At 45.4% G+C, this 12,279-nt stretch carries 9 protein-coding genes, 1 rRNA gene and 1 pseudogene; 2 read left to right on the forward strand and 9 right to left on the reverse strand.

Annotated features, from left to right (window positions below; all coding sequences use genetic code 11):
- Positions 1-110 precede the first annotated feature (110 nt).
- From ADU22_RS19555 to ADU22_RS19590, 8 genes are all read right to left on the reverse strand, one after another.
- Complete coding sequence (locus ADU22_RS19555; protein ID WP_053363665.1) at positions 111-1,568, reverse strand: CoA-acylating methylmalonate-semialdehyde dehydrogenase; 1,458 nt, start codon at positions 1,566-1,568, stop codon at positions 111-113.
- Between the two features lie 45 nt (positions 1,569-1,613).
- The gene (locus ADU22_RS19560; RefSeq protein ID WP_053364674.1) at positions 1,614-2,807 is read right to left on the reverse strand and encodes an iron-containing alcohol dehydrogenase; all 1,194 of its coding nucleotides are present in this window, start codon (positions 2,805-2,807) and stop codon (positions 1,614-1,616) included.
- Between the two features lie 174 nt (positions 2,808-2,981).
- Complete coding sequence (locus ADU22_RS19565) at positions 2,982-4,337, reverse strand: TrkH family potassium uptake protein (RefSeq protein WP_053363666.1); 1,356 nt, start codon at positions 4,335-4,337, stop codon at positions 2,982-2,984.
- A 230-nt stretch (positions 4,338-4,567) separates the two neighbouring features.
- Positions 4,568-5,587 (reverse strand): STAS domain-containing protein, encoded by a 1,020-nt coding sequence (locus ADU22_RS19570; protein WP_156324405.1) that lies wholly within the window; start codon positions 5,585-5,587, stop codon positions 4,568-4,570.
- Positions 5,588-5,814: 227 nt separating this feature from the next.
- A complete protein-coding gene (locus ADU22_RS19575) occupies positions 5,815-6,705 on the reverse strand; it encodes an NAD(P)-dependent oxidoreductase (protein ID WP_053363667.1) in 891 nt (296 codons plus the stop codon).
- Between the two features lie 19 nt (positions 6,706-6,724).
- Positions 6,725-7,489 carry a hydroxypyruvate isomerase family protein gene (locus tag ADU22_RS19580; RefSeq protein WP_053363668.1) on the reverse strand — a complete coding sequence of 255 codons (765 nt, stop codon included), beginning with the start codon at positions 7,487-7,489 and terminating at the stop codon, positions 6,725-6,727.
- Between the two features lie 135 nt (positions 7,490-7,624).
- Positions 7,625-8,770, reverse strand: coding sequence for a M20 family metallopeptidase (locus ADU22_RS19585; protein WP_053363669.1), 1,146 nt, complete (start codon positions 8,768-8,770; stop codon positions 7,625-7,627).
- Positions 8,771-8,949: 179 nt separating this feature from the next.
- Positions 8,950-10,254: a flavin monoamine oxidase family protein gene (locus ADU22_RS19590; RefSeq protein ID WP_053363670.1), complete on the reverse strand. Its 1,305-nt coding sequence runs from the start codon at positions 10,252-10,254 to the stop codon at positions 8,950-8,952.
- A gap of 328 nt (positions 10,255-10,582) precedes the next feature.
- On the opposite strand from ADU22_RS19590, the pseudogene ADU22_RS24410 reads away from it, so the two are divergent.
- Both ADU22_RS24410 and ADU22_RS19595 read left to right on the forward strand, forming a co-directional pair.
- Positions 10,583-10,835, forward strand: a pseudogene (locus tag ADU22_RS24410) (IS1595 family transposase); the annotation flags it as partial.
- A gap of 97 nt (positions 10,836-10,932) precedes the next feature.
- The gene (locus tag ADU22_RS19595) at positions 10,933-11,712 is read left to right on the forward strand and encodes an alpha/beta fold hydrolase (protein WP_053363671.1); all 780 of its coding nucleotides are present in this window, start codon (positions 10,933-10,935) and stop codon (positions 11,710-11,712) included.
- Positions 11,713-11,874: 162 nt separating this feature from the next.
- On the opposite strand, the gene rrf is transcribed toward ADU22_RS19595, so the two are convergent.
- Positions 11,875-11,990 (reverse strand): 5S ribosomal RNA (rrf, locus tag ADU22_RS19600).
- Between the last annotated feature and the right edge of the window lie 289 nt (positions 11,991-12,279).

Here is a 12,279-nt window from a genome sequence, read left to right on the forward strand (position 1 = left end):
GACCTCTCTTTTTGGGCTCTGACACCCTCCATTAGTGACCTACTAGAAGCCAGAGCACGCGTTTCGGCCTTTTACACCCTGCATAGTTCCTTTTTTGGAGTTCACCTATATTACCAGCGTGCAGTCAGCATTTTTCGCCTTGTATAAAATTCCACGCCGTCTGAGCCGTTCGCATGAAGGTCGCCATAGAAAGAATTCTTCCAGCCCGAAAATGGGAAGAAGGCCATTGGTGCTGGAACACCGACATTGACTCCGAGCATGCCTACCTCGATATTTTCCCTGAAATAACGGACGGCACTGCCGCTGTCTGTGAACAAGCAGGCACCATTGCCAAAATCGGATGAATTCGTCAGTTCAATCGCTTCTTCAAGGGAGTTTACCCGGACAACCGAAAGTACTGGTGCGAAAATTTCCTCTTTCCAGATTCTCATCGAAGGCTTTACATGGTCAAAGATCGTTGGGCCGATAAAATAGCCATTTTTGCGATAGGCCTCATCCTGCCTCCCATCCCTGACAAGAGTAGCGCCCTCCTCCTCGCCTGCGACAATGTAATCAGCGGTCCTCTGCTTATTTTCCATCCGGATCACAGGGCCAAGAAAAACATCATCGTCAAGGCCATTTCCAATTTTGATTTCATCCGCTTTTTCATTCAGACTTGAGACCAGGGTGTCGGCAATATCTCCGACTGCAACCACAACAGAGCACGCCATGCACCTTTCACCCGCAGAACCATATGAAGCTCCAATGATTTCTTTCACTGCAATGTCAAGGTCGGCATCCGGCATAACAATCGAGTGGTTTTTCGCACCGGCCAGGGCCTGGACACGCTTGCCATTGGCGGCTGCCGTTTTATAAATGTATTCTGCCACAGGCTGGGAGCCGACAAAGGAAATGGCCGGGACATCCCTATGTTCCAGCAATCCATTGACAATATCACGGGCACCGTGGACAATATTCAATACTCCATCCGGAAGTCCTGCTTCCTTGAATAGCTCAGCCAGCCTGTTGGCAAGGATTGGAGTCCTCTCCGAAGGCTTCAGAACAAAAGTGTTGCCGCAGGCAATCGCCAGCGGGAACATCCAGCATGGAACCATCATCGGAAAATTGAACGGCGTGATACCGCCAACGACACCGACAGGATAGCGGTACATCCCCGATTCCATGTTCGAAGCAATATCAGGAAGCTGCCTGCCCATCATCAGGGATGGTGCCCCGGCTGCAAACTCGACGCATTCAATCCCGCGCTGTACCTCGCCATGGGCTTCCTTGAAACTCTTCCCATTTTCCTCCGTTATCAATCTCGCAAGCTCATCCCAGTGATCCACCAATAATTGCTGATATTTGAATAGAATGCGTGCTCTTTTTGGTACCGGGGTCTTGCTCCAGTTTTTAAACGCACTCTTTGCTGCTGAAACCGCCTTATCCAAATCGTCCCTGGTAGAGAGCGGCACCCTTGCCAGCTCCTCGCCAGTAGCGGGGTTTGGTACCTGTTCGTATTGATCCGTCCCTGCTTCGACCCACTCGCCGTTGATAAAATTCTTAAGGTTTTTTGTTGCTGTTTTTGTCATTGCTATGGTACCTCCATTGATTTAGTATTTTACCAGAAATGTTTTTTATACAGCTGCTTCTGTTGAAAACTGATATTCATAGCAAACATGATAGAGTTCCACCAGCTCCCTATGAGTAGGAACCCTCGGATTGTTTCCAGGGCTTCCGCTGTCAATGGCATCCGCTGCCATTTTATTTACGGCCAGGTTAAATGCCTCCTGGTCGATGCCCCAGCCTTTTAGATTGGGGATTCCCATCTTCAGGCAAAGATCTTTTATGGACCGCACTGCCAAATCCGCCGCTCCTCTGTTGGAAAGGCTTTCATTTTCAGGCTGGAACATCCTGCCTATGTCTGCCAGGCGATCGATACAGGCTTCCTGGCTAAATTCGAGCACGGCAGGCAGCAGCATCGCATTGGAAATTCCGTGCGGCACATGGAACAGCGCTCCAATCGGCCGCGACATGCCATGGACAAGGCAGACAGAAGAATTGCTGAACGCCATTCCGGCCTGGAGGGAGCCAAGTGACATCGCTCCGCGGGCCTCTTCATTTTTACCATCCTGATAAGCGGTTAGGAGGTTACCAATGATAAGATTCATCGCACTCAATGCCAGTGTATCTGTCATCGGATGGGCCCTTCGTGAAATATATGCTTCAATCGCATGGCTCAGCGCATCCACCCCGGTTGCCGCGGTGACGTTCGGAGGTGTCGAAAGAGTCAGGAGCGGGTCGACAATCGCTGACTCAGGCATAAAAGCCGGCTGCTTGATCATCATTTTAACATCATTGGCGGTATTGGTGATAATCGTAGCATCGGTTGCTTCCGACCCAGTTCCGCCGGTGGTTGGAATGGCGATATGCGGAACAGGGGGTTCGCTGGCAAGCTTTTTTTGCTGCATGTAATCCCCTATGTATCCCCCGTTTGCTGCGATAACGGAAATGGCCTTGGCAGTATCCATACAGCTTCCGCCGCCGAGCGAAATGATCATATCGCATGCTTCCCTTTTAAGAAGTTCAAGCGACTCTGCTACATGCCTGTCTGTTGGTTCGCTGTCGACACCAAGATACACGGCGCAATCCACACCATCCTTTTCGAGGAGTTCCCGGCATGACCTGACATACCCTAGGGAATCCATGATTGTATCGCTGACAATCAATGCTTTTTTTCCTAGTTTGGCTGCTTCCTTTCCTGTATTGGTAAAAGCATTCCGTCCGTAAAAAATCGTTTGAGGCGAACGCAAAACCGCATAATTGTCCACTCCTGCTCCAGCTCCCTTTTTTAGTTTCTTAACACCTGTTTTTATCGTACCATAATCCCAATATTCAGAAAACAAAAACACCTGCATTGGCATCAGGAACTTCAAAAGGACGACAAATGATTGGGGCTACAGCGGGAGCTTAAACCATTTCTCGCTGTCCGTCCCCTTAATCTTTTACCCAAGCAGAATCTTCTCATCCGGATACCCAATTTTTGCATCCTGCTTCGTCCGGTTTGCAAGCGCAAAAGCCAAAGTTAAAGGCCCTACCCGCCCAATAAACATCAGAACAGTAATCAGGATTTTACCATGTGAACTTAAATCAGGCGTCAAACCGGCACTCATGCCAACCGTTCCAAAAGCAGAGACCGTCTCAAATGCGATCAGCATCAAGTCCACTCCCGGCTCGGATATCGTCAGCAAAAACAGGAAGATGAAATTGATCAAAATCGACAATACCGAAATTGACAAGGCCCTAAACACGAGCTGATTGGGAATTCTCCGTTTAAACACATGGATTTCCTGTCTGTTGGCCACCACCGCCCAGAGGGCAAACAGCATGAGCGCAAAGGTGGTTACCTTGATGCCTCCACCCGTGGAACCAGGCGCAGCTCCAATCAGCATCAGCCCCATCATGAACACCTGGGAGCTGAGTGTAAGCTCCCCAATGTTCACAGTATTAAAGCCGGCAGTCCGGGTCACAACGCCCTGAAAATAAGCTGCCCACCATTTATTGGCTTGTTCCATCGTGCCAAGCGTACCGGGATTGTGATACTCAAGCGTTAAAATAACCAATGTGCTGATGATATTGAGACCTAGTGTAAACAGCAATACAATCTTGGTGTGAAGGCTGACCCTCCTTAAATTCCTCTTATTAAGAACATCGGCTACAACGAAAAAGCCAATCCCCCCGAGTATAAACAGCCCTGTAATCGTCAGATTGACAGCAGGGTCTCCCGCCCACTTGCTTAAACTGTCAGGCTCAAGCCCAAAACCGGCGTTATTAAAGGCTGAAACAGAATGAAAAATCCCATAATAAACAGCCTTGCCGACAGTCATCTCCTGCGCCCAGCGGATCGCCAGGAAAAAGGCACCGATGGCTTCGACAATAACCGTAATCGCCAGCACCTTCCGTGCCAGCAGGATGACTCCCTGGATGGAAAATGCATTTAATGATTCCTGCAGCAGCAGCCTTTGTTTCAGACCGATTTTTTTACCGAGCAAAATAAACATCATGATTCCGCTTGTCATAAAACCCCAGCCGCCCAGCTGGATCAGCACCAGCAAGACAATTTCCCCAAATAAAGTGAATGTCGTTCCTGTGTCGACAACAGCCAGGCCTGTTACACAAACCGCCGAAGTAGCCTCGAAAAGCGCATCAATAAAACTCAAGTGGTGTCTGTCAGTTGTTGCCGCCGGGACCATCAATAAAAGCGTACCTGTCAGGATGAGAAACAAGAAGCTCCAAGCAAGCAGATGTGCAGGATGCAGCTTCATTTTGTTGTTTTTCCCATGCCTTCTTCTGATTGACATATTTCTTCCCTGCCTAAATGGCMATGCTGGATCAGCACTGGACCGGAAATGGGTAAAATATTTGATATAAAAAGACTATGCCTTTTCCCTCTTTTTAACAAGTTTTTTCTTTGGGGAAGAACTATTATTTCGAAGCTTCCTCACAGCCATCTTCCAAAGGCAGTGGTATTTTATAAAAAAATCAAGGCTACTCCTCTCAACGGGGGAATAGCCTTGATACGAGACGTTTATTAGACAATGCTCCTGCCCATTTGGGCCAATGCATAATGAATGCCATGCCGAAGTGTCTGGAAACAGCTGAACTTTGAAAAGTCAATCCGGGTTTCCGACACCGTCTGGCTGAGTTTGGGCGAGATGCCTACCAGGATGGTCTCAATTCCAATCAGGGAGGCTGCTGCTCCAATTTTGCCGATCAGGCTGGCGCTCATTTCGCAAATATCTGTGTCAAGCCCGGTCAAATCGAGGACGAGATAGTTCGCTTTATAAGATGGCAGCGTATTTAGTGTCTTGATTAAAAGCTGTTCAGCCCGGTCTTGTTCATATTTGCCAATCAGAGGGACGACGAGGACCCCCTCAAGCACGGGGATGACAGGGGATGACAGCCTGTTTACAAGCTCTTTAAGCTCGGCTGTCTTTTCCTCAACGGTTTGTTCCAGTCTTGCAATCTGCTCCGACTCCTTCTTTCTGGCAAGCTGGTGAATATTTTCAGAGATGGTGACTTCCGAAGGGAAATACTCGATGATGCTGTGTTCATGCCCTTCCAGCTGGTGCTGGACCACACGGTACCATATATTCGTCCCAAAAAGCCCGGAAAATACACCAGCATAATGGGCAGGCAGGAAATTTCCGCCTTTTTTCTTTCCCTGCGCGACATTGATTTTATGTTCCCAGCTGTCCTTCATATGGGCGGTCAATGTCTTTTTATCAAAATCAAGGTGATGGATGGCTGTCCTTCCCCATCCTGCTGTGGCATAAGTATTGGTGATCATTTCAGCGGCTTCTTCGACACTGACCTCTTTCATTTTTTCAAAATACCGTCCAACCACCAGCCCTTGCCGATAACCTGTCGATTCGAAAACCAGATTGGAAGCCTCCTCACCGGAAATTTCCTCAATGGTATCAAAAAAAGTCTTCATAGCAGTGGAAATCCAAAATAATACCGCATCCTGCTCCTCAAATAAAAATCTCCCATCTTCCATATTCCAGCCGAACTCCAAGCCCGCAATGTTTAGTTTCTGCTGATTATTCAAGTGTGCTTTTCTCCTTTTGTACGTATATTGATTAATCTATTGTTTCCGTCCCGACATCTAAAAAACTTATTCTGGAACACGTGCCAGGCAAGCTGCCTAAATTTCGAACCAAAACTACAACAAGTCTAAATACCCAGCATTTGGGCCCTTTAAACCAACTCTATTTATTTTCAAAAAAAGCCGACAGAGCCTGAAGCGGCCCTATCGGCAATTTTCTTAACCAATTGTCATTTTCCTTTTACTTCGACTCCGACTTTCTTCTCAAGCGGGATGATTACCGAAGACATGTCAAGGTCACCCAGACCTTGTTCAGAGGCCTTTTGGAAAGCCTCTTCTGCCATCTGCCCTGTAAAGCTTCCCATCCCTGCACCCTCGAGCAGCTGATTGGCCAGCCGTACATCTTTATGTACATACTTCACCGCTCCACCAGGCTGGAACTCCCGGTCAAACACATACTCTTCCATATGCCTTCTAAGAATCCTGCTGTCTCCGTAGCTGGCCTTCAATACAGTGAAAAGCTGTTCCGGAGCCAAACCCGAAGCAGAACCCGCCACCATGGCCTCGGAGGCGGCAAGCGAATGAACGGCGACAAGGTATTGGTTAAGCAGCTTGGCAATGCTGCCGGAACCAGAAGGACCAAGGTATTCGACGGTCTTCCCAAGGAAGGATAAGACTGGAAAAACCTTATCGAATGCCCCCCTTTCCCCGCCGGCCATAATGGTGAGGGAGCCGCTCTCTGCCCCTTCCGGCCCGCCGCTCACCGGAACATCCAGATAAAATACGCCTTTGGAGGCTGCCTGTTCATGGACCTTCCTGCTTGTATCAGCATCGACCGAGGTAAAATCGGCGCAGATGGTGCCAGGCCGGGCATTCTCAAGAATTCCCGACGTCTTTGTGTATACCTCGATCACATCAATAGGCATCGAAAGACAAGTGCAGATTACATCGCAATTCCCGGCAAGTTCAGGAACGCTGTCCGCCATGATGGCACCCCTTTCCTCGAGTGCTTTCGCTTTATTCCTTGTACGATTGAACACCTGAACTTCAAAGCCATTCCGAAGCAGTGTTTCTGCCATCCTTGAACCCATAACACCAGTTCCTATAAAACCAACCTTCATTTATAATCTCCTCCATTGCCTACTTTGACAGCCATTTAAAACTTTCCTCACTAGTAGTCTGCGGAATATATTCCAGGCCGATATAGCCGCTATATTTTTCACTTAAATGTTTCAAAATCAGGGAATACTCCATGGTCCCGGTCCCCGGCTCGTGACGGCCGGGGGAATCGGCAACCTGCACATGGCCGATCAGGTGCTCATAGTTTTTGAAAAGATCTAGCGCGTTTCCATGGATTTTTTCCATATGGAAGAAATCGAACTGCAGCTTTACATTCGGCCTGTTGATTTGTCCGAGGATTTCAGCCGCCTGGTGGATATCATTTAAAAAATATCCGGGAATGCTGTCGGTGTTGATCGGCTCAATGAAAAGATCCAGACCGTGCTTTCCCATTTCTTCCGCAGCATAATGAAGGTTCTCAGTAAGAACCTTTCTGGCTGTTTCCTGGTCCGCTTTTGGCTGCAGTCCAGACATGCAATGAATGTTTACTGCATTCAAGCTTGTGGCATACTGTATTCCCAGTCTTACAGATTCTTTGAATTCCTCCACCCTTTCCGGATCGGCAGCAATTCCCCGGTCCCCCTTGTCCCAATCTCCTGGGGGCAAGTTTAACAGCACCATTGATAACTCATTCCGGTTTAGCTCATTTTGAATGTCCTCTATCTTTTCAGCATACGGAAACTGGCACTCCACAAAGGAGAAACCGTTCTCCCTCGCTTTTTTGAATCGTTCAAGGAAAGGCACCTCGGTAAAAATCGTTGATAGATTTACAGCAAATGATTTCATGTCAGACTCCTTATGATTAATGTTTATAAGAAACTTCGACAAAAAAGGTGAAATTCCTTTTAAGCAGTCCCAGGTAAACAAAAGGATTGCGGCAGACACCGCAATCCTTTTTTTCCAGTCTTCTGTATTCCACTGTCACTGCCTATCCATTGCCGACAGGCGCTCGATCGTTTTTGCCAATAGCAGGGTTCGCTCGGGAAGGGTATCAATTTCCAGGTACTCTGTTTCCCTGTGCGCATTTCCCCCGACAGGACCAAGTCCGTCCACGGTCGCGACACCGGTTGCTGCTGTAAATGAAGCATCCCCGCCACCACCAGTTGAAGTGGCGGACACATCGACGCCAATTTCTTTCCCAACACCTTTAATGATCCGCAGCAATGACCCGTTTTGCTCGTTATGCTCCATTGGCGGCCGGCCCATTTCTCCTTCAAGCACAATTTTTGTGCCAGGCACTTCAGTAGTAGAACAAATTTCCTGAATTTTCCTCTCCAGGTAGACACCCTGTTCCTTTTCGGAAATCCGCACATCCACATGTGCCATCGCATGGTCAGAAACCGTATTGACAGCTGAACCGCCTTCAATCAGCCCGACATTCACACTTACTCCATTTTCATGGTCGGTTAAATCGTGAAGCTGGATAATTTTATAGGCAAGTTCTTCAATGGCACTTCGCCCTTTTTCCGGTTCAATCCCCGAGTGGGCCGCTCTTCCGTGAACAAACAGTTTGTATTTGCCGCTGCCCCGCCTTGCAGATACAAGCGATCCATCTTTTCGTGCCGGCTCCATGGCAAGCGCGAACTTCTTCCCTTTTGAACGTTCCTCAATCAAGGCCCGGGAGGTGGGGGATCCCACTTCTTCATCGCTGTTTAAAATAATTTCCACATTCTCCACACTCTTCGAACCATGTTTCATCAATGACTTTATGGCATACAGAAGGACAACCAGGCTCGATTTCATATCAACAACCCCAGGTCCAAAGGCCCTATTTCCTTCAATGCGAAAAGGCCGCTCTGCTACAGTGCCTTCCGGGAACACAGTATCCATGTGGGCAAGAATGATGATCTTCGGGTCTTTGGCATGCTTATGGCGAAGAACCAGATGGTCGCCAAACTCTTCCTCACGCTTTACACGTGTGACAAACCCAAGCTCTCTGAATTCCTCCCGCAATAGCTCGCCGACCTCATCGACCCCTTCCTTATCATAAGAGCCGCTGTCGATATTCACCAGCCGTTCAATTAACTGAAGCATCTCCTCTGTTTTTCTTCTTATATACCTTTCCATTTCAAGCATCCCCTATGTTATGTCTCATGAAAGCAGCTTATCTGAATTTAAGACTGCCCTGAACTTTGATTCATTTTTCCAGTTATCCATATTCCATATATAAATATACCATTATTTTATGGAATCCTGATGAGAAAAGACCCTAACGTATCGCAGTTAAGGCCTTTTCTTTTATTTTTTTAATTCCCTAACAAGTAATCGCTAACTTTCCTCCCTATTGTTATGCCGCTTTCAATTGCACCATCCATAAACCCGGCCCATCCACTTGCATAATCCGATCCTGCCAAAAAAACTCCATCTTCATTTCTTTGTAATTCAGCTAAATACTTGGTAAGCTGATTTTTCTTAAGCACTGCCCATGTTCCATTTGAGAATGGATCGGCCACCCAGTCATGACCTGCAAGCTCCAGTATTTCCAGTTGTGGTAAAAAAGCTTGCATTTCTTTCCCAATGTTCGTCTCCATCTCCGGATAAAAATTGGAAGCATCACAGCCAAAGCCGACGATTGTGGCAACCTCGTCATCTATTTCCTCGACTTGTATGTAGTTCACCTGATGATTGGCAGGTGCAATATAAATGAATGGATCTTTGATCCCGCGAACCCTTGCCCAAAACTTAAAACCCTTGCCATTTTGTTTTTCCGCTGATGCCTCCTGCTTCTTAAGCGATAGTGGCGGCATCCAGGCAATTTTGTTAAGGACATTTAGCGGTATGGCCGCTATTACTGCCCTTCCTAGGACCTCGCTGCCATCACTAGCTGACACTATATAGCCTTCTTTCACTTTTTTTACATTTGAAACTGTTGTTGAAAATTGTAGATGTGCTCCTTTCGCATCATGAAAGATATGTTCAATCAGCGTTTTTGTCCCCTGTTTAATTTTAAAAGCCGAGGAAGAGCGCAAAACCAGTTTCCAATCATAATTCACTAAAGCAGCTAAACGGTGCGCTTGTGTCAGGCCAACCTCCTCCAACGTGCTGCTAAACTGTAAACTCCATATACTATAGATTAATTCATGAAGCTCTTTTGGCAGCATAAGCTGCTCCAGTTTTTGCCCGGCTGTTATTGAGTCCACTTCCAAAAGGAGTTCCATTTCCTTAAGTGGGTTATAGGGAAAAGGAAAATGTCGGTCCGCACCATCAAGGAAAGCATGCATCCCCTTTTCCATCATACGATGCCAATCATCGACAGATTGCTGGTGAAGTGTTTCATCCGACATCCAATACACTGTTTTTACTTTAGGAGTGGATGACACCTCCAGACCATATCTCATGATTTCAGACCATATATGCGGCTGATGCCAATGCAGCCAGCCGCCGCCCATCTCAAGTGGACTTCCGAACCGGTCATCAAGCCAAGTCCTCCCGCCCATCCGGTCCCTTCCTTCAAGGATCAATACAGAAAAACCTGCCTGGCAAAGCTCTCTCGCAGCTGTCACACCTGCAAATCCAGCCCCGATTATGATGACATCATATTTTTTATCCATATTCTAATCCCGCCTTGGCTTGTTCAGCTTCCTAAATGAAGGATGCACTATCTTTGCAGCCTTCATTCATACTTTAAGCTTTTGTTCTAAATGGGAAAATGATCTTTCTGCATGAACCCTAACTATTTGCTCTTATATCTACATAAATCTTCAGAATATCTACATAGTTCGGCCCGATATCTACATTTCCTAATTCTTTTATTAAAGGCTATGTTAATGAACTATGTTGATATTTAATAAAAACAAACAAATGTTCCATAATAAAACAAAGAACGTTTGTTTGAAGGTGTTTATATGACATTAAGAGAATTGATAATAGAGATAAATAGATGGTAAAGAACGTGTCAGAGGATTGTATCATATCCAAAATGTCAATAACTATCACAGCCGACTAAAAGGTTGGATACAATGATTTAATAGTGTGGCTACAAAAGCATCTCGACAATTATCTGAATTGGTTTCAATTCTTAGACATTGTTAAACATCGAAGCGACAACGCATCAATAAGTAAAATGATAGTAGAAAGTTGTTTATTTCCAATTAACGAAACCTTTCACTCATTAAGGACGTATCAATTTTAGTAATTCTATTTATCAATTAACCTTGAAAGTTTATCGAAGGATAAAATACTAATGCTTAACAAAACCTTAATATTTATAAAGAAGAGAGGTGAAACAATTGGCTTTACATTATCAAGAATACGGTGATAAAAGTGCTTCGCTGATGGTATTTTTACATGGTGGCGGAGTAAGTGATTGGATGTGGGATAAACAAATTCAATACTTCACTCATTATCATTGCATTGTTCCAATCTTACCTGAACATGGGTTAAACAATTATGAAATTAACTTTTCTATAAAAGGTAGTGCAGAAGAATTAATTAAATTAATCGAAGAAAAAGCCAGAGGAAAGAAAGTAATTATAATTGGATTTTCTTTAGGTTCTCAAGTAATTATTCAAATGTTAAGTATGAAACCAGATTTAATAGATTTTGCAATAATAAATAGTGCTTCGGTCAGACCCATTTCATATGCCAAAAGATTAATAAAACCTACTATTTCATTAACCTTTCCGTTAATTAAAAATAGGTGGTTTTCCAAACTACAAGCAAAAACATTGTATGTAGGGGAGGACTACTTTGAAAAATATTATGAAGAAAGTTCTCAAATAAAACCCGACACGCTTGTTAGAGTATTAGAAGAAAACATGTCGTTTGAAATACCTAAAGACTTTAGAAAAGCAACTGGAAAGATATTGGTTACTGTAGGTGAAAAGGAAAAAGTTATTATGAAAAAATCTGCAAAAGATATTGTAAAAGCTAATTCAAATTGTATAGGCGTGATTTTACCTAAAATTGGGCATGGAGTATCTTTAGCAATGCCTGACTTCTTTAATCATATGGTAGAAGTATGGTTACATGAAGGTAATGTACCAAAAGAATGCAAAGTGATAAGTTGATATTTGTTGTTATTGCTGATGTGAACTATAGTCGAACAAAAAAACAAAAGGACTTCAATTGTGAGTCCTTTTATTTTTGAAGGAAAATCAACAATATTATTTAACATTGCCTTATTAAAATACACAAAAAAGAACAGCATGTTTCAGCTGTTCTTGTCTTTTGCCTGGCAGCGTCCTACTCTCACAGGGGGAAACCCCCAACTACCCTCGGCGCTGAGAAGCTTAACTTCCGTGTTCGGCATGGGAACGGGTGTGACCTTCTCGCCATCACCGCCAGACTATTTTATTGAAATGAGGATTGTTCCCTCAAAACTGGATAATGTATTTCAGAAGGTTTGCAATTACGAGTATCGTTCTTAACTTGTCCAGCTCCGGCTCCTAGCCTCTCGAGTCGCTTCGGTCCATCATTTGAAGTCAAAGAGCGACTTCAATTGCTGGCCCTCCAGCGCTTGTCGAGGCTGTACAGTCGCCTCCGCTTTTCAATTAGGTTAAGTCCTCGATCGATTAGTATCAGTCAGCTCCACACGTCACCGCGCTTCCACCTCTGACCTATCAACCTGATCATCT

This window comes from Bacillus sp. FJAT-27251, from assembly GCF_001273925.1.
Classification (GTDB): Bacteria; Bacillota; Bacilli; order Bacillales; family Cytobacillaceae; genus Mesobacillus_B.

What these genes read in the sequence shown, in the direction of transcription:
- ADU22_RS19555 (WP_053363665.1), bottom strand. Translation starts at nt 1,568, where the DNA reads ATGACAAAAACAGCAACAAAAAACCTTAAGAATTTTATCAACGGCGAG.
- ADU22_RS19590 (WP_053363670.1), bottom strand. Translation starts at nt 10,254, where the DNA reads ATGGATAAAAAATATGATGTCATCATAATCGGGGCTGGATTTGCAGGT.
- ADU22_RS19585 (WP_053363669.1), bottom strand. Translation starts at nt 8,770, where the DNA reads ATGGAAAGGTATATAAGAAGAAAAACAGAGGAGATGCTTCAGTTAATT.
- ADU22_RS19580 (WP_053363668.1), bottom strand. Translation starts at nt 7,489, where the DNA reads ATGAAATCATTTGCTGTAAATCTATCAACGATTTTTACCGAGGTGCCT.
- ADU22_RS19565 (WP_053363666.1), bottom strand. Translation starts at nt 4,337, where the DNA reads ATGTCAATCAGAAGAAGGCATGGGAAAAACAACAAAATGAAGCTGCAT.
- ADU22_RS19575 (WP_053363667.1), bottom strand. Translation starts at nt 6,705, where the DNA reads ATGAAGGTTGGTTTTATAGGAACTGGTGTTATGGGTTCAAGGATGGCA.